Raw genomic sequence first — 18,431 nt, 5'->3', positions numbered from 1 at the left:
CGCAAGGAATGTCCTCACTGCTACGCGCCGCTGCACTAGGGCTGGTACTGGCCGGCATTGCCGGCTGTACCTCCAAACCGGTGCTCAACCCCTCGGAACAATTGGCTGCTGCCACCCCTTACACCCAGCAGCAGGTCCAGCAGGCGATCCTCAAGGCCATCGTCGAGCGTGGCTGGACGGCCCGGTCGGTCGGCGCTTCGGTCATTCAGGCTGACATCACCGTGCGCAATACCTTCTACGCCGCCGTGGACATCCACTACAGCGCCAGCCAGTTCCGCATCGATTATCGCGACAGCCGCGAACTGGGGTATGACGGCGGCAAGATCCACCGTAACTACAACCGCTGGGTCTACAACCTGGACCGCAGCATCGTGCGCCAGCTCAACGCACTGTCCGCCGATCAGCTTCTGCAACGCAGCAACGCCTCATCCAACCACTGACCAAGGAAGAACCCGATGCGCTTGAAAACCCTGACCGCCGCTACCGCCCTGCTGCTGGCTGCCCTGCCCGGCCTGAGCCAGGCCCGCGACACGGCGTTGTACCTGCCGTTCGAAAAGGTGGTGCAGCAGATGCTTGCCGAGAAGAAGCTCGATGGCTCGGTCAAATTCTACCTGGCCGGCGTAAAGCCGCGCGGCAAGGTCACCGTGATCAGCCCCAACTCGGTCACCAACAAGAAAACCAACGCCTTCAACAAGAGTGACGAGGCTGCCTGCGAGTGGGCCCTGCAGTCCGCGTTGCTGACCTTGCAGGACGCTGCCCGCAAGGCCAACGCCAATGCGGTGACGAACATCGCCAGCTACTACAAGCGCAACGAACGCAAGGACGCTTCCACTTACGAATGCCACGCCGGTGCAGTGATTGCCGGTGTTGCGCTCAAGGGTGACCTGGCCCGCGTCAACTGATGATCCGCTCTGCTCAACGGTCAGGTTTCACCCCTGAACCTGCCCGGTGAGCAGCTCGGCAAACGCCTGAGCCATCGCTGACCTGCGGGACTGGCGCTGTACCAGCCAGACCGCCGAGGTGGCCTGCTCGTCCAGCAAGGTGCGATACACCACGCCCTCAATGCGCATGCGCTGATAGGACGCCGGCAGCACCGACACCCCAAGCCCCGCCGACACCAGGCCGATGATGGTCATGGCCTCCCCTGCCTCCTGCGCAAAGTGGGGACTGAAACCCGCCTGGCGCGCCAGCTCCAGTAACTGCGCGTACAAACCACTGCCGTAGCTACGCGGAAAGAACACGAAGGGCTCGTGGGCCAACGCTGCCAGGTGCACACCCTGTTCGGCGCCGTTGGCCAGCGCATGAGAGGCGTTGATCACTGCCACCAAGGGCTCACGAAACAGCTCGGTCGCCACCAGGCCGTCTGCCAGCGGCATGGGCCGCATTAGCCCCACTTCGATGGACTCGTCGAATACGCCCTGCGCCACTTCGCGGCTGCTCATTTCCATGAGGTTCAGGTGCACGGCAGGAAAGCGCTGCCGGAATGCATGAATCGCCTTGGGAATTTTCGATGTGAACGGTGCCGAGGAGGTGAAGCCGATCTTCATCTCACCCAGTTCGCCCAACTGTGCGCGCCGGGCGACATCGGCGGCCTTTTCGACCTGCGCCAACACCTGGCGAGCCTCTTCCAGAAACAGTCGCCCGGCCTCGCTGAGCTCGACACGGCGGTTGGTCCGCTCGAACAGCCGCGCCCCGAGTTCTTGCTCGAGCGCCAGAATCTGCTGGCTAAGCGGCGGCTGCGAAATGCCCAGGTGCTGAGCCGCCCGGCCGAAGTGCAATTCTTCGGCAACCGCGACGAAATAGCGTAAATGGCGCAGCTCCATCACCCACCCCTCATAGGTCGTGAAACGTCTTAATTAGGTCGAACAATATATTGGACCTAATTATTAGCCAGCTATATGATTTTTTCACTGCCTCTGAGGTACTTGCCTGTGAAAACCGCTGTAGCCCTTGTAGCGACCAAACCCGAACCCGAGCCCATGACCTCGAACGACGCCTGGATCGAAAAAGGCACGCCGGCCTTCATGAGAACGGTGCTGGCGCTGTTCAGCGGCGGCTTCGCTACCTTTGCCCTGCTTTACTGCGTCCAACCGATGATGCCCTTGCTGTCGAAGGAGTTCGGCATCAACGCTGCACAGAGCAGCCTGGTGCTTTCGGTTTCGACCGGCATGCTGGCGCTCGGTCTGCTGGTCACAGGCCCGATTTCCGACCGCATCGGCCGTAAGCCGGTGATGGTGGCGGCGCTGGGCTGCGCGGCCTTGTCCACGATAGCCAGCGCGGTGATGCCGACCTGGGAGCTGGTCCTGGCAACCCGGGCACTGGTCGGGTTGTCGTTGAGCGGGCTGGCGGCGGTGGCCATGACCTACCTCAGTGAAGAAATCCACCCACAGCACATCGGCCTGGCCATGGGCCTGTACATCGGCGGCAATGCCATCGGCGGCATGTGCGGACGCCTGATCACTGGCGTGCTGATCGATTTCGTCAGCTGGCACGCGGCACTGCTCACCTTGGGAAGCCTGGCGCTGCTGGCGGCGATCGTGTTCTGGAAGGCATTGCCCGAGTCGCGCAACTTCCAGCCCCAGACCCTGAACCCACGCACGCTGGTCAACGGGTTCCTCATGCACTTCAAGGACGCCGGCTTGCCCTGGCTGTTTCTCGAAGCCTTCCTGCTCATGGGCGCCTTCGTCACCCTGTTCAACTACATCGGCTACCGCTTGCTGGCCGAGCCTTATCACATGAACCAAGCCCTGGTGGGTTTGCTGTCGGTCGTCTACCTGTCCGGCATCTACAGTTCGGCCCAGGTGGGCGCACTGGCTGACAGGCTGGGACGGCGCAAGGTGTTCTGGGCCAGCATCGTGGTCATGGGCGGCGGCTTGCTCATGACCCTGACCCAGCCGCTGTCACTGATCATCCTGGGCATGCTCGTCTTCACCTTCGGCTTCTTCGGGGCTCACTCGGTGGCCAGCAGCTGGATCGGGCGCCGGGCGCTGAAAGCCAAGGGCCAGGCCTCTTCGCTGTATCTGTTCTGCTATTACGCCGGTTCAAGCGTGGCGGGCACGGCGGGCGGGGTGTTCTGGCATCATTGGGGCTGGAATGGTATTGGCCTGTTCATTGGGAGCTTGCTGGCGGTGGCCCTGATGGTGGCGTTGCGCCTGAGCACCTTGGCGCCAAAGGCCGCCTGAAGGCTGGGGGCAGGCCGGTTCACGGCGCGGTGGACTCGCCAAGAACCGGCCTGCCTGCGACAGGAGTGCTGGATCAGTTGATGATCTCGACACGGTCCACGTCCACCTCGCGGCTCATCAAGTGTTTCTCGACTTCACCAGTGAGCTTGACCTTGGTCTTGTCATTGAATGGCGTGGCTGGCAGATCCTCGTCATCGATCTCGACCGTGATGGTGCCGGTGCTGTCCTTGAATTCGTATTTGTCATCGTTGTCGAGCTTGCGGGTTACGTAGCCCTGCAAGACCACCGGGGTATCGTCTGCGGCCTCGCTGGCAGCGGCCACGGTGGAAATCGACTGCGCGCCAGGGCCGGTGTAGCCACCTGAAGCCAATGCAGCGGTGCTGAACAGGGGGGCAAGGATCAGGGCAAGATAGCGTGCTTTCATGGGGGCGGGTCCTATCTGTGTTGGAGTAGGACCAGCCTAGCGAGCACCGCTGAATTGAAACTTAATGCGACAGCCTCGCTGCATTCAGCCCCAGTCGGGCCATGCAGCGTAATGCGCTGTCACAACCGGTTCACTGGTGATACTGCGCCGACAGCTCGTGCACGGCATTGATGAAGGCGCCCGCGTTTTCAGGGTCGACCTCCGGCGTGATGCCGTGGCCCAGGTTGAACACATGGCCGCTGCCATGGCCGTAGCTGGCCAGGATGCGCGCCACTTCCGCACGAATGGCCTGCGGCCGGGCATACAGGACGGTCGGGTCCATATTGCCCTGCAAGGCGACCTTGTCACCTACCCGGCGACGGGCATCGCCGATGTCGCAGGTCCAGTCCAGCCCCAGGGCATCGGCCCCGGCATCGGCAATGCTTTCCAGCCACAGGCCACCGTTCTTGGTGAACAGGATGACGGGGACTTTGCGCCCGTCATGTTCGCGAATCAGGCCGCTGACGATTTTGCGCATATAGGCCAGGGAGAATTCCTGATAGGCCGCCGACGACAGGTTGCCGCCCCAGGTATCGAAGATCTGCACGGCCTGGGCTCCGGCCAGGATCTGCCCATTGAGGTACGTGGTTACCGACTGCGCCAGTTTGTCCAGCAACAGGTGCAGTGCCTGTGGGTTGTCGTAGGCCATGGCCTTGGTCTTGCGGAAATCCTTGGAGGAGCCGCCTTCGACCATGTAGGTGGCCAGGGTCCAGGGGCTGCCGGAGAAGCCGATCAGCGGCACGCGGCCATTGAGTTCGCGGCGGATGGTACTGACCGCGTCCATCACATAGCCCAGGTCTTTCTGCGCGTCGGGAACAGGCAGCGCCTCGATGTCGGCCGGGGTGCTGACCACCTTCCGGAAACGCGGACCTTCACCGGTTTCGAAATACAGGCCCAGGCCCATGGCGTCCGGGATGGTGAGGATGTCCGAGAACAGGATCGCCGCATCCAGCGGGTAACGGTCCAGCGGCTGCAGGGTCACTTCGCAGGCGAACTGCGGGTTCTTGCACAGGCTCATGAAGTCGCCGGCCTTGGCGCGGCTGGCGCGGTACTCCGGAAGATAGCGGCCGGCCTGGCGCATCATCCATACCGGGGTGACGTCAACGGGTTGCTTGAGCAGAGCACGCAGGAAACGGTCGTTCTTCAGGGCAGTCATGTCGGCATCCGGAAAAATAGTGGGGGCATTTTCTCAGACACCGACACAAAAGGCACGGTCGGGGCCATGCGTTTTGTTTTTTGCGTGCTTCAGGTCAAGCATTCCCGGGCAAGCCCGGGCGTCTGCCCCAGGCAAATGAGGCCGCCCAGCGACCCCACCTTACCTGCCAGGGCGCTTAGACTTCCAGGTAGTCCAGAATGCCTTCTGCAGCGGTACGCCCTTCGAAAATCGCGGTCACGACCAGGTCCGACCCGCGCACCATGTCGCCACCGGCGAACACTTTCGGGTTGCTGGTCTGATGCTTGAACCTGCTCTTCTCCGGCGCCACGACACGGCCCTGGCTGTCGAGCTGGATATCGTGCTGCTCGAACCAGGAGGCAGGGCTGGGGCGGAAGCCGAACGCGATCACCACCGCATCGGCCGGCAGGATCTCTTCAGAACCCGGGATTGGCTCCGGGCTGCGGCGCCCGCGCGCATCAGGCTCGCCCAGACGGGTCTCGACCACCTTCACGCCCTCCACCTTGTCCTCGCCAACGATGGCGATGGGCTGGCGGTTGTAGAGGAACTTCACCCCTTCTTCCTTGGCGTTCTTCACTTCCTTGCGCGAACCCGGCATGTTGGCTTCGTCGCGGCGGTAGGCACAGGTCACCGTCTGGGCACCCTGGCGAATCGAGGTACGGTTGCAGTCCATGGCCGTGTCGCCACCGCCCAGGACCACGACTTTCTTGCCCTTCATGTCGATGAAATCTTCAGGCGACTTCTCGAAGCCCAGGTTGCGGTTGACGTTGGCGATCAGGAAATCGAGGGCATCGTGCACCCCTGGCAGGTCTTCGCCAGGGAAGCCGCCTTTCATGTAGGTATAGGTACCCATACCCATGAAGACCGCGTCGTACTCGGCCAGCAACTGTTCCATGGTCACGTCCGTGCCCACGTCAGTGTTGAGGCGGAACTCGATACCCATGCCGGTGAAGACTTCGCGGCGATTGCTGAGCACGCTCTTTTCGAGCTTGAACTCAGGGATACCGAAGGTCAGCAAGCCGCCGATTTCAGGATTCTTGTCGAACACCACGGGCGTCACGCCAGCGCGCACCAGCACGTCTGCGCAGCCCAGACCAGCCGGGCCGGCACCGATGATGGCCACGCGCTTGCCGGTAGGCTTGACCTTGGACATGTCCGGGCGCCAGCCCATGGCGAAGGCCGTGTCGGTGATGTACTTCTCCACCGAGCCGATGGTCACGGCGCCGAAACCGTCGTTCAGGGTGCAGGCGCCTTCACACAGACGGTCCTGTGGGCATACGCGCCCACAGACTTCGGGCAAGGTGTTGGTCTGGTGCGACAGCTCGGCGGCCGCCAGGATGTTGCCCTCGGACACCAGCTTCAACCAGTTGGGGATGAAGTTGTGCACAGGGCACTTCCACTCGCAATACGGGTTACCGCAGCCCAGGCAACGGTGCGCCTGTTCAACGGACTGCTGCGGCTTGAAGGGTTCGTAGATTTCCACGAACTCTTTCTTGCGCTGGCGCAGCAATTTTTTCTTCGGGTCCTTGCGGCCCACTTCGATGAACTGGAAGTCGTTGTTCAGACGTTCAGCCATTTTTCAAAACCTCTTAACAGCAGCCGCACGCTACACGCTGCAAGCCGCAAGACGATCACTTGAGCCGGGCAAACCCTGGGCTGCTCCGGTCGAGCGCCCAGGGTTGGTCACGTGCAGCTGTTTACTGCGGGTTGGCGCGGGTGCTGGACAGCAGTTGCTTGAGGTTGGCGGCCTTGGGCTTGACCAACCAGAAACGTCGTACGTAGTCGTCCAGGTTTTCGGAGAGTTCGCGCCCCCACTCGCTGCCGGTTTCATCCACATACTCGGCAAGAACCCGCGCCAGGTGGCTGCGGTAAGCCTCCATCGCTTCACCACTGATGCGCTGGATTTCCACCAGTTCGTGGTTGAGCTTGTCGACGAAGCTGTTGTCCATGTCGAGCACGTAGGCGAAGCCGCCCGTCATGCCAGAGCCGAAGTTGTAGCCGGTCTTGCCCAGGACGCAGACGAAGCCGCCGGTCATGTACTCACAGCAGTGATCACCAGTGCCCTCTACCACGGCGTGGGCACCAGAGTTGCGAACAGCGAAGCGCTCGCCCGCCGTACCGGCAGCGAACAGCCTGCCACCGGTGGCGCCGTACAGGCAGGTGTTGCCGACGATTGCGCTGTGCTGGGTTTCGAACGGGCTGCCGGCCGGCGGCACTATGGTGACCTTGCCACCGGTCATGCCTTTGCCGACGTAGTCGTTGGCATCACCCTCGAGGTACAGGTTCAGGCCACCGGCGTTCCAGACGCCGAAGCTCTGGCCTGCGGTGCCTTTGAAACGGAACGTGATCGGCGTACCGGCCATGCCCTGGTTGCCGTACAACCGCGCGATCTCACCGGACACACGCGCACCGATGGAACGGTCGCAGTTGCAGATGTCGAGCGCGAACTCGCCACCGGCCTGGTCACGCACCGCCGGCATGGCCATTTCGACCATCTTCTCGGCAAGCTCGCCCTTGTCGAAAGGCGGGTTCCTGTCCACCTCACAGAACTGCGGCTTGTCGGCCGCAATGTGCGAGCTGCCCAACAGCGGGGTCAGGTCCAGGTGGTGCTGACGCTCGGTGTCGCCCGGCAGCACTTCGAGCAGGTCGGTGCGCCCGATCAGCTCCCCAAGGCTGCGTACGCCTAGCCTTGCCAGCCACTCACGGGTTTCCTCGGCAACGAAGGTAAAGAAGTTGACGACCATGTCGACCGTGCCGATGTAGTGATCCTTGCGCAGCTTGTCGTTCTGGGTAGCCACGCCGGTTGCGCAGTTGTTCAGGTGACAGATACGCAGGTACTTGCAACCCAGCGCGATCATTGGCGCAGTGCCGAAGCCGAAGCTCTCGGCCCCCAGGATGGCCGCCTTGATGACGTCCAGGCCGGTTTTCAGGCCGCCGTCGGTCTGCACCCGCACCTTGCCGCGTAAATCGTTGCCACGCAGGGTCTGATGAGTCTCGGCCAGGCCCAGTTCCCATGGCGCGCCCGCATACTTGATCGAGGTCAGTGGCGACGCACCCGTGCCGCCGTCGTAGCCCGAGATGGTGATGAGGTCGGCATAGGCCTTGGCCACGCCAGCGGCGATGGTGCCGACACCCGCCTCGGCCACCAGCTTGACCGAAACCAGCGCCTGCGGATTGACCTGCTTGAGGTCATAGATCAGCTGCGCCAAGTCTTCGATCGAGTAGATGTCGTGGTGCGGTGGAGGCGAGATCAGCGTCACGCCCGGTACGGCGTAGCGCAGCTTGGCGATCAGGCCGTTGACCTTGCCGCCGGGCAGTTGGCCGCCCTCGCCGGGCTTGGCGCCCTGGGCCACCTTGATCTGCAAGACTTCGGCATTGACCAGGTATTCAGGGGTCACGCCAAAGCGGCCGGTTGCCACCTGCTTGATCTTGGAACTCTTGAGGGTGCCATAGCGCGCCGGGTCTTCTCCGCCTTCGCCGGAGTTGGAGCGCGCGCCCAGGCGGTTCATCGCCTCGGCCAAGGCTTCGTGAGCTTCTGGAGACAGCGCACCCAGCGAGATACCGGCAGAGTCGAAGCGCTTGAGGATGGCGTCGAGCGGTTCGATCTGCTCCAGCGGCAACGGCTGGTCAGCCACTTTGACCTTCAACAGGTCGCGGATCATCGACACCGGGCGCTGATCGACCAGCGTGGTGTACTCCTTGAACTTGGCGAAGTCGCCCTGCTGCACGGCGGCCTGCAGGGTGTTGACCACGTCGGGGTTGTAGGCGTGGTATTCGCCACCATGGACGAACTTCAGCAAGCCACCTTGCTGAATCGGCTTGCGTACGCTCCAGGCCTCGGCAGCCAACAGCTTCTGGTCACTTTCCAGATCGACGAAGCGCGCACCCTTGATACGGCTCGACACACCCTTGAAGCTCAGCCCGACCACTTCCTCGGCAAGGCCGATGGCTTCGAACAACTGTGCGCCCCGGTAGGAGGCGACCGTGGAGATGCCCATCTTCGACAGGATCTTGAGCAGGCCTTTGGAGATGCCCTTGCGGTAGTACTTGAACACCTCGTCCAGATCGCCCAGCACTTCGCCAGTGCGGATCAGGTCGGCCAGCACTTCATAGGCCAGGTACGGGTACACCGCCGAAGCCCCGAAGCCCAGCAGCACGGCGAAGTGGTGCGGGTCACGGGCGGTGGCGGTTTCCACCAGGATGTTGCTGTCGCAACGCAGGCCTTGCTCGGTCAAGCGGTGATGCACTGCACCTACGGCCAGCGAAGCATGTACCGGCAGCTTGCCAGGGGCGATGTGGCGGTCGCTGAGTACCAGTTGCGTCTTGCCCGCGCGCACGGCTTCTTCTGCCTGGTCGGCGATGTTGCGGATAGCCGCTTCCAGCCCAACGGCCTCTTCGTAGTTCAGGTCGATCAGCTGGCGCTCGAAGCCGTCACGCTCCAGGTTCATCAGCGAGCGCCACTTGGCCGGCGAGATGACGGGCGAGCTCAGGATGACGCGCGAGGCATGCTCCGGCGACTCCTGGAAAATGTTGCGCTCGGCGCCCAGGCAGATCTCAAGCGACATCACGATCGCTTCGCGCAGCGGGTCGATCGGCGGGTTGGTGACCTGGGCGAACTGCTGGCGGAAGAAATCGTATGGCGAGCGCACGCGCTGCGACAGCACGGCCATCGGCGTGTCGTCCCCCATCGAACCGACCGCTTCCTGGCCCTGCTCACCCAAGGGGCGCAGCACTTGGTCACGCTCCTCGAAAGTGACCTGGAACATCTTCATGTACTGCTTGAGCTGGTCAGCGTCGTAGCTGGCCACACCCTGGTCGTCGGTCAGGGTCGCCTGAATCCGCGTGGCGTGCTGACGCAGCCAGCGCTTGTACGGGTGGCGGGACTTGAGACGGTCATCGATGGCATCGGTGTCGAGGATCTGTCCGGTTTCGGTGTCCACCGCCAGGATCTGCCCGGGTCCGACGCGGCCTTTGGCCAGTACTTCATCGGGCTGATAGCCCCACACCCCGATTTCCGAGGCAATGGTGATGTAGCCGTTGGTGGTGGTGACCCAACGCGCCGGACGCAGCCCATTGCGATCGAGCAGGCACACTGCGTGGCGACCTTCGGTCATCACGATGCCGGCCGGGCCGTCCCAGGGTTCCATGTGCATGGAGTTGTATTCATAGAAGGCGCGCAGGTCGGCATCCATGGTCTCGACGTTCTGCCAGGCTGGCGGCACCAGCATGCGCACGCCACGGAACAGATCGATACCGCCGGTCACCATCAGTTCGAGCATGTTGTCCATGCTCGACGAGTCTGAGCCGACGCGGTTGACCAGCGGGCCTAGCTCCTCGAGATCGGGGATCTGGTCATTGGCGAACTTGGTACGCCGGGCCATGGCCCAGTTGCGGTTACCTGTGATGGTATTGATTTCGCCGTTATGGGCAAGGAAGCGGAAGGGCTGCGCCAGCGGCCACTTCGGCAGGGTGTTGGTGGAGAAGCGCTGGTGGAACACGCAAATCGCGGTTTGCAGGCGCTCGTCGCTCAGGTCCGGGTAAAACGCAGCCAGGTCCCGCGGCATCATCAAGCCTTTGTAGATGATGGTCTTGTGCGAGAAGCTGCAAATGTAGTGGTCGGCGTCATGGGCATTGGCTACCGACGAACGGCGGCGGGCGCTGAACAGCTTGATGGCCAATTCCTGGTCGCTCAGGCCGTCGCCGCCGATGAACACCTGCTCGATTTGCGGCAAGCGTTCCAGGGCCAGGCGACCCAGCACGCTGGTGTCGATCGGCACCTTGCGCCAGCCCACCAGTTGCAGGCCGGCCGCGCGGATTTCACGGTCCATGTTGGCGCGGGCCGCTTCTGCCTTTATCGGATCCTGGTTGAAGAACACCATGCCGACGGCGTACTGCCTGGGCAGTTCGACGGCAAAATGTTCCTGGGCCATGGCACGCAGGAACTGATCGGGCTTCTGCATCAACAGCCCGCAACCGTCGCCGGTCTTGCCGTCGGCGTTGATACCGCCGCGGTGCGTCATGCAGGTCAATGCCTGCATGGCGGTTTGCAGAAGGTGGTGGCTGGGCTCGCCCGTCATATGGGCGATCAGGCCGAAACCACAGTTGTCCTTGAATTCTTCGGGATGGTACAGACCTGTTTTCATAGACACATTCTCACCAGGTTCACCCCTCAACGGAGGCAAATCTCTTTTTTTAACAACCACTTACCATCCACGCCGATCAAACGCCAGCTTTTTTGCGGTGGCCATGGAAAACCATTGTTGCACAGCGACAGCGACACTCACAAATTTTCATGTCTCACCATTGAAAATTTATGTCGCATTTTTGAATTTATTGATGCCGCCAACCATGTGGCAACTTCGCTGGACTCTGAAGCGATTCAGCCAGGACTGCATGGGCGGCTTGTGGCCGGCAGCCCGGGACAGAAAAGCCTGCCGCGCTCAGGCGCAGCAGGCTAGACGAAAACCAGAATTCGCTTGGCTACAGGGCAGCGGGGTGGTGCTGCCCGGAAGGTATCAGCGGGCCGAAGCCAGCTCTTGTTGGACGCTGGCGACGGTACGTGGCCAAGGTTTACCAGCCTGGACCTTCGCTGGCAAGTTCTTGATGGCAGCCACAGCTGCATCGCGGTTGGCGAAGTTACCGTAAGTGACCACGTAAAGCGGTTTGCCCTGCAGGGACTTGCGGAAGTAGCGATAGTCGCCACCTTGGGCTTTCACGAAGGCCTGGGCGGATGCTTCGGAGCTGGTCCCCAGAATCTGCACCACGTAGTTGCCCGGCTTCTGACCGGTGTACCAGCTGCTGTTGCCGCTGCCACCTGACGCTGGTTTTTCAGCAGCTTTCTCGGCGACCTTGGGCGCGGGCTTGGCCACCGCCACCTGGGTAGGTGCAGGCTCAGGCTTGGCCGGCGTGGTTTGCTTGGGCTGTTGCGTGACCGGCTTGGGCGTGGAGGTCACCGGCTGGGCAGGCGCCGGCGCTGGGCCAGCAGACACGCCCTGTGGCGGTGCGATGGTGGTTACCGTGGGTGGCGGGTTGCCCGGTTGCAACGCGGTATCACCCGCCGGGCTGCCTTCTTCGCCCTCGCCCATGCCTGCTGCCTGGGCCAACGGTTCACGCATGACCGGTTGCGACTGCCCGCCCAGCGGCAGGGGCTTGGGCTGGGACGAGCCGGAGAACTCGATTGCCGCGCTGGAATTGCCGTCGCCAAGGGGCAACTGGGCCTGGGCTGCGGGTGCATCTTCAGGGGCCTTGTCGCCCTTGCGGGGCATCAACACCGCCGCGGCCACGGCGACGACGACCACGGCGGATAGCGCGAGTACGTGTTTTTTAGGCATCTTGAACCCCATGGCTGGTCGCTTTGCCGTCGAGCGGCTGGCGATCATGGCTTCGATCAGAGTGTCACGGGCAACCTGGTTGATAGTGCCAGGCCACCCATCGGCATTTTCATGGATATCGGCGATCTGCTCCCGGCTGAACACCTCGATACCCCGGCCGGCACCCACCAGGCGCTGTTCGAGATACTCGCGGGTTTCCTCCTCGCTGTACGGCGCAAGTTCGATGATGTGGAAGCGTTCTTCCTCGATATTCAACTCATCGAGCCCTGCGATCAGCGATGGCTCACCGAACAGGAATACATGCGGACGCCCTTCGGGAACGCCTGCCGCCAATTCCAGCAACGCTTGGAGTGCCGACTCGTCCAGTTGTTCCGCATCGTCCACCAGCAGATACACTTCCTGGCCAGTCAGGGCCAGTTGCACCATCTTGGACAGGATGCTCTGGACCTGCGGCTCGGCCACATCCAGGTACTGCGCAATCTGGCCGAGGATACTGGCAGCATCGCCGGCACTGCGGGCCGAAACCACGACGCTCTGCACCGACTGCTTGTTGGTGCTGGCCGCCAGCGCCTGGCGCAGCAAGGTCTTGCCGCTGCCCAGAGGCCCGGTGACCACCAGCATCAGGTGGCTGTAGCGAGCCAGGTGGTGCAGCTGCGCCAGAACCGGCTTGCGCTGGGCGGGAAAGAACTTGAAGCCCGGTACGCGCGGTGCGAACGGGTCATGGCTCAGTTGGTAATGGTCGAGAAAGGCCTCATCGGCGTGCAAACTGGTCATTGCGCTGTCACAACCTCAAAGCTGGGCCACGATCGCGCGGTAATCCGCCGACAGCGTGGCCTGGAGAATCTCATAGGGATAGTCGTCGGTGACCACGGCCTCGCCTAGCTGGCGCAACAGCACCAGGCGCAGACGGCCGTCCAGCACCTTCTTGTCGACCGCCATGTGTTCCATGAAATGCGCTGGGGTCATTTCCTGCGGGGGCACCACCGGCAAGCCTGCCTCCAGCAGCAAGCCAATGCCGCGGTCGCGTTCGGCCTGCGTGATCCAGCCCAGACGCATGGACATTTCCAGCGCCATGGCCGTACCTGCTGCCACGGCTTCGCCATGTAGCCAGACGCCATAGCCCATATGGGTTTCGATGGCATGGCCGAAGGTATGGCCAAGGTTGAGCGTGGCGCGAACACCCGACTCGCGCTCGTCAGCCCCTACGACGGCTGCCTTCGCCGCGCACGAGCGGCGGATGGCTTCGGTCAACGCGACGGCGTCGAGGCTGCGCAGCGCCGGCATATTTTCTTCGAGCCAGGCCATGAAAGGCTTGTCACAGATCAAACCGTACTTGATGACTTCGGCCAACCCGGCAGACAGCTCACGCGCTGGCAGGGTCCCGAGGGTCGTGGTGTCGATCACCACGGCGTTGGGCTGGTAGAACGCCCCGACCATGTTCTTGCCCAGTGGGTGATTGATGCCGGTCTTGCCGCCGACCGACGAATCCACCTGCGACAGCAGGGTGGTGGGTACCTGGATGAAATCCACACCGCGCTGATAGCACGCCGCAGCAAAACCGGCCATGTCGCCGATCACGCCACCACCGAGCGCTACAACGGTGGTGCGCCGATCGTGGCGGGCCGTCAGCAGGCCATCGAAGATCAGCTGCAACGTTTCCCAGTTCTTGTGGGCCTCACCGTCGGGCAGGACCACCGGCAGTACGCTGTAAGCCCCCAGAGTCTTGCTCAGGCGCTCCAGATAGAGCGGCGCCACGGTCTCGTTGGAAACGATGGCAACCTGACGGCCAGCGATATGCGGCGTCAGCCACTCAGGCTGGTCCAGCAGGCCTTCGCCAATGTAGATCGGGTAGCTGCGCTCGCCCAGGTCGACCTTCAGTGTCTGCATGTATCCCCACAATGAGCTGGTGCACGGCGCCTTTGGCAGGCAAGCCACGCGGTATCGTTGAGCCTCGCCTCGGCGCAGGAGGCCGAGAATAGTCCCGGGTTAACGGGGCGGCAACTGCTGCAGGCGCTCGAGAATGTCGATCACCACCATTCGCGGTGGCCGCTCGTCGGTTTGCACCACCAGGTCGGCAATTTCACGGTAGAGCGGGTCTCGGGTTTCGAGCAAGGCGCGCAGGGTCGCCTCCGGGTTGGCGGTACGCAGCAATGGCCGGTTGCGATCCCGAGCGGTGCGGCCGACCTGCTGCTCGACCGAGGCATGCAGGTAGATCACCCGCCCGCCCTGGTGCAGCGCGCGGCGATTGGCCTCGCGCATGACCGCCCCGCCACCGGTGGCAACGACCACGCCATCAAGGCTGCACAATTCGGCAATCATGGCCTGCTCGCGGTCACGGAAACCCGGTTCGCCTTCCTTGTCGAAGATCCACGGAATGTTGGCACCGCACCTCAGTTCGATTTCCTTGTCGGAATCCCTGAATGGCAGGCGCAGCTCTTTGGCCAATAGGCGCCCGATGGTGCTTTTACCAGCACCCATGGGCCCCACAAGTATCAAATTTCGCACAGAATCAACGACTCACAGCAATCGTCTGGTCACTCATGATACGCGGAGTCAGGAAGACCAGCAGCTCGGATTTTTTCTCTTGTAGTACATCGCGTCGAAACAGCCGTCCAACATACGGCAGATCGCCAAAAAATGGCACCTTGTCCACCACATTGTTTTGCGTGGTGGAGTAGACGCCACCGATCACGATAGTCTGCCCGTTCTCGACCCTGACCTTGGCATTGACCTCGTTCTTGCGAATGGGCGGGACGTCATTGAGGGCATTGACGTAGTCAGGTTCGTCCTTGGTCACTCTCACGGTCATGACGACACTGTCATCCGGCGTGATCTGCGGCGTCACCTCCAGTGAAAGCGAGGCCTCGCGAAACGACACGGTTGTCGCGCCGTTCTTGTTGGACTGCTGGTAAGGCACCTCGGTACCTTTGAGTATCCGCGCCGTCTCCTTGTCGGCGGTCACCACCTTGGGCTGGGAGATGATCTCGCCCTCACCGCTCTTTTCCATGGCACTGAGCTCAAGGTCAAGCAGCACGTCGCCGCGCAACAGACCCACGCCAAGGCTGCTGCCGCCCCGCTCGACGCCCAGGTCAACGAACAGGTCCTTGCCCGCTCTCGGTGCGGCGCTGTACAGGTCGCCGCCCCATCTCACCCCCAGGCTTTTCTGGTAGTCGACGTTGGCCTCCACGATACGGGCCTCGATCGCTACCTGACGCACGGGCACATCCAATTGGGCGATCAGTTGCCGAATCTCGGCGAGTCGATTCGCCGGCTGGTGGACCACCAGCGTGTTGGTGCGCTCATCCACGCCCAGGCTGCCCCTGCCGGCAAGAATACCGTCCTCAGACAGGCTCGCCAGCAACAGCTCGGACAAATCGGCGGCCTTGGCGTAGTGAATACGCATCAGTTCCCGACGCATGGGTTGTGATTGCGTGTCGAGTGGGTTCGAGGTGCCCTCGAACGACTGCGCGCTCAGGGTAGAAAGCGGTGCGATCAGCAGCACGTTGCCTTCGTGGCGTCGACCCAGGCCCTTGCTGCGCAATACCAGGTCGATCGCTTGATCCCAAGGCACATCTTCCAATCGTAAGGTGACGCTCCCTTGTACGTCGTCGCTGGCGACCAGGTTGATGCCGGCATGATCGGCAAGCACCTGCAGCACGGCGCGTACCTCGACATCCTGAAAATTCAGTGACAGCCGCTCACCCTGGTAAGGGGCCGCCATTGCCGTCAACGGCAGCAGCAGGGTTGCCAATAGCCATTTCCATGTCTTGCTCATCCAGGACCAGGGCCTCCTTGCCCACAGGTGTTGCCATAGAGATAAACGCAACGCGCTCGTGCCATGCACCGTCCATGAACCAGTGTTCGCGGATTTCCACTTGAACCGAATCGATATGCGTAACGACCCCTTGATCGCGCCCGACCCGGTCGCCCAGCCGCACCCGATGAACCTTACCGGCCGCCATTAACAGCGCTTCGTTAGCCTGTGCCCGTGACAGGCTGCCAACCATGCGCACCTGGGACAGCGGCACGCTTGCCAGCCCGCGATCAGGCAGCCGGTCCTGCTGCGGCCTGAACGGATCGACCTGTGGTGCCGCCGCGGGCACGCTTGCCGGCAGCTGGGCCACTGTCTGTGGTTGCAGCGTCGGGACAGTTGCCTGAAAGGCATCGACCTGCAGCCGTAGCTGCACCATGCCAGGCTGCCCGGCGACAGGCTCCAGGCTCATGTCGCCAGTGCGCAGCAGCCGAGCTTGGCCAAGCCACTCCAATAACCATTGCCGCACGCCGGCATACTCGCCTTTGACCCGCAGCTCCAGCGGCACCTGTTGGTACTCACCATGGGGTTGCGCCTCTTGCACCCGCAGCAGCTCGATGAGCAAGCCGTGGGCACGGCCCAACGCCGAGATGTGGTCCACCAGGTCGCTCATGTCCTGGCCGGCGGCCATGTTCCACAGGGCCACCTGCAGGCGTTGCTCAGCCCCTGCCACCGAGGCGCGCAGGCTGTCGAGCGTTGCGCGTTCTCCATTCAAAGCCGATTGCTGCTCATCCAGTGCCTGGGACTTGGCCTGCTCCTGGTCCATTTGCTGCAGCGCTGCGGGCAGGCGTATCGCGCAGCCCAAGGCGAACAGGCAAACGGCCAGCAGCACTGGCGCCATGCGCTTGGCCCGCACGGACTGCCCGAGCAGCGCCGCTCGATCCAAGTGCGCCTGCAGTTTCATGACCAGGACGCAGCGACGCGTGCCGTCAGCAGGAACTGATCGGCACGGGGCAGGCTTTTGATCTGCTTGAGTTGCAGGTCGATCAACATGCCAGAGCGACCCAGGTCCCGCATGAACTGGGCGATCACGGCGCCAGAGGGAGCGAGGCCCGTAATCTGCAGGTGGCTGGCTTCGAGTTGCAGGCCCAACAACTGCACAGTGGTCGGCAGGGCGCGCTCAAGGTCCGTGAACAGCCCCTCCAGGATGCGCTGTTCAGCGCGCAGCGTCTCAAACCGGGCAAGCTGACTCGACGACGTGGCGTACTGGTCCTGCAGCTGCGCCCTCGACGCTGTCGGCTCATTCAGGGCCGCCAATGCCGCCGCACGCTGCCTGTTATCGGTCGTCTGCAACTGGGCCCGTTGACGCGCCAGCTGATCGACCATCGTCACGGCGCACAGGGCCGCCAAGGCGCTTGCCAACAGCTGGTTGCGAAAGCGCCGAATGGCCGCTTGCCGCTGCCGCTCGCGCCAAGGAAGCAGGTTGAACCTGATCATGCCCGTAACCCACCTGCCGCCAGCGTGCTGGCAAGCAGCATGGGACCACCGAGACACTCGAGCCCGCCGGGTGAGGGTAACGGCCGGCAACGCACGTTGAGCCGTTCGCTCATCGCGTGCAGCTGCCGAGGGGTCATGCAGGCGCCGCTGGACACCCACAGGTCCGCCGGCAGGCCCTTCGACACGAGCGCCAAGACGACCTGCTCTGGCAGCTCACCCGACAACATGGGTTCAGTCGACGTCCACGCCCATCGTTGGCAGACGCCTTGGCGCTGCCAGCGATGCAGGGCGATGTTTTGCAGATCGATCCGCAACACGGCGGATTGATCCGAACAGGCAGGTGGTAACAGCCGGGTAAGGGCAATCGTATCGACCTCGACGGCTTCCAGTTGCAGCCCCGCGTGCCTCGCCACCGATTGCACCAGTGCCAGCGTGCTCTGCCGGCAAGCCGCCACCATCACGTCGACACTGTTCGGCTCATCAGAGCAGGGACCCAGCACATGGAAATCCATGGCCAGGTCATCCAGCGCAAAAGGCAGTAGCCGCTCGGCTTCGGCGAGCAACTGCGCTTCGATCTGCTCCTCGCACGCCTGACGCGGCACGCGGCACGGCTTGCAAATCACCTGGTCGGCTGCCAACGCCATGGCCACTCGATGCGGGCATACACCGTGACGCTCGAAGGCACGGCGCAGCGCCGCTGCAGCATGTGCTGGCTGAACCATCCAGGTGGTGTCGGCTGGCTGCTGATAGGGTTCCTGTGCCTGGCACAGCACCTCAAAGCGCCGCTTGCGCTTGCGCAACTGAACCACCCGCACCGCATTCTCGACGATTTCAATCCCTGTAAATGAACCGGCATCCTTGCTGAAGCGTCCAAGCATCGCGGCCTCCCTTGCGCTCGATGCTGCCTGGGGCACCCCCTGGACCTGGCCGCCGCCAGACGACGAGCAGCCCGGGCGGTAACCCCGGCGTGGCGAAAAATGCTTATAATGCCCGGCGTTTTCCGGCCCGCCGGGCCTGCGTGCAACCCATTCAC

General features: G+C 62.8%; 15 protein-coding genes. 3 read left to right on the top strand and 12 right to left on the bottom strand.

Translation table 11 applies throughout. The annotated features are described in order from the left end of the window. Nucleotides 1-8 precede the first annotated feature (8 nt). On the top strand, nt 9-440 hold the full coding sequence (locus tag B2S33_RS06955; protein ID WP_027913519.1) for a hypothetical protein: 432 nt from the start codon (nt 9-11) through the stop codon (nt 438-440). Between the two features lie 15 nt (nt 441-455). After that, nucleotides 456-902, top strand: coding sequence for a hypothetical protein (locus tag B2S33_RS06950; RefSeq protein ID WP_027913518.1), 447 nt, complete (start codon nt 456-458; stop codon nt 900-902). A 27-nt stretch (nt 903-929) separates the two neighbouring features. Here B2S33_RS06950 and B2S33_RS06945 read toward each other — a convergent pair whose 3' ends face one another. After that, nucleotides 930-1,823, bottom strand: coding sequence for a LysR family transcriptional regulator (locus B2S33_RS06945; RefSeq protein WP_027913517.1), 894 nt, complete (start codon nt 1,821-1,823; stop codon nt 930-932). Between the two features lie 156 nt (nt 1,824-1,979). Between B2S33_RS06945 and B2S33_RS06940 the strand changes: the two genes are divergently transcribed. Next, the gene (locus B2S33_RS06940) at nt 1,980-3,182 is read left to right on the top strand and encodes an MFS transporter (protein WP_372237577.1); all 1,203 of its coding nucleotides are present in this window, start codon (nt 1,980-1,982) and stop codon (nt 3,180-3,182) included. Between the two features lie 73 nt (nt 3,183-3,255). Here B2S33_RS06940 and B2S33_RS06935 read toward each other — a convergent pair whose 3' ends face one another. From B2S33_RS06935 to pilM, 11 genes are all read right to left on the bottom strand, one after another. Further along, nucleotides 3,256-3,606 carry a YgiW/YdeI family stress tolerance OB fold protein gene (locus B2S33_RS06935; RefSeq protein ID WP_023532560.1) on the bottom strand — a complete coding sequence of 117 codons (351 nt, stop codon included), beginning with the start codon at nt 3,604-3,606 and terminating at the stop codon, nt 3,256-3,258. Nucleotides 3,607-3,736: 130 nt separating this feature from the next. After that, nucleotides 3,737-4,801, bottom strand: coding sequence for a uroporphyrinogen decarboxylase (gene hemE / locus B2S33_RS06930; protein WP_111475144.1), 1,065 nt, complete (start codon nt 4,799-4,801; stop codon nt 3,737-3,739). 175 nt (nt 4,802-4,976) lie between these two features. Then, nucleotides 4,977-6,395, bottom strand: a complete 1,419-nt coding sequence (locus tag B2S33_RS06925) for an FAD-dependent oxidoreductase (RefSeq protein WP_288650090.1) — start codon at nt 6,393-6,395, stop codon at nt 4,977-4,979. 121 nt (nt 6,396-6,516) lie between these two features. Next, the gene (gltB, locus tag B2S33_RS06920) at nt 6,517-10,962 is read right to left on the bottom strand and encodes a glutamate synthase large subunit (RefSeq protein ID WP_027913513.1); all 4,446 of its coding nucleotides are present in this window, start codon (nt 10,960-10,962) and stop codon (nt 6,517-6,519) included. A 372-nt stretch (nt 10,963-11,334) separates the two neighbouring features. Continuing rightward, complete coding sequence (locus tag B2S33_RS06915) at nt 11,335-12,924, bottom strand: SPOR domain-containing protein (RefSeq protein ID WP_028686681.1); 1,590 nt, start codon at nt 12,922-12,924, stop codon at nt 11,335-11,337. A 15-nt stretch (nt 12,925-12,939) separates the two neighbouring features. Then, nucleotides 12,940-14,037 (bottom strand): 3-dehydroquinate synthase, encoded by a 1,098-nt coding sequence (gene aroB / locus B2S33_RS06910; RefSeq protein WP_110606388.1) that lies wholly within the window; start codon nt 14,035-14,037, stop codon nt 12,940-12,942. A 99-nt stretch (nt 14,038-14,136) separates the two neighbouring features. Further along, a complete protein-coding gene (aroK, locus tag B2S33_RS06905) occupies nt 14,137-14,655 on the bottom strand; it encodes a shikimate kinase AroK (RefSeq protein ID WP_027913510.1) in 519 nt (172 codons plus the stop codon). 4 nt (nt 14,656-14,659) lie between these two features. Then, a complete protein-coding gene (locus tag B2S33_RS06900) occupies nt 14,660-15,925 on the bottom strand; it encodes a type IV pilus secretin PilQ (RefSeq protein ID WP_288650089.1) in 1,266 nt (421 codons plus the stop codon). Continuing rightward, complete coding sequence (locus B2S33_RS06895) at nt 15,849-16,865, bottom strand: pilus assembly protein PilP (protein WP_280077583.1); 1,017 nt, start codon at nt 16,863-16,865, stop codon at nt 15,849-15,851. The genes B2S33_RS06900 and B2S33_RS06895 overlap by 77 nt, the downstream gene beginning before the upstream one ends. Beyond that, nucleotides 16,862-17,398: a PilN domain-containing protein gene (locus B2S33_RS06890; RefSeq protein ID WP_110606387.1), complete on the bottom strand. Its 537-nt coding sequence runs from the start codon at nt 17,396-17,398 to the stop codon at nt 16,862-16,864. Before B2S33_RS06890 ends, B2S33_RS06895 begins: the two co-directional genes overlap by 4 nt. After that, entirely contained in the window at nt 17,395-18,276 is an 882-nt protein-coding gene (pilM, locus tag B2S33_RS06885; protein ID WP_145278917.1) for a type IV pilus biogenesis protein PilM, read from the bottom strand. The genes B2S33_RS06890 and pilM overlap by 4 nt, the downstream gene beginning before the upstream one ends. Between the last annotated feature and the right edge of the window lie 155 nt (nt 18,277-18,431).

The organism is Pseudomonas sp. UBA5568, assembly GCF_002425525.1.
GTDB lineage: Bacteria > Pseudomonadota > Gammaproteobacteria > Pseudomonadales > Pseudomonadaceae > Aquipseudomonas > Aquipseudomonas fulva.
Note: the sequence above shows the minus strand (reverse complement) of the source record. Positions and strands in the feature narration are given on the sequence as shown.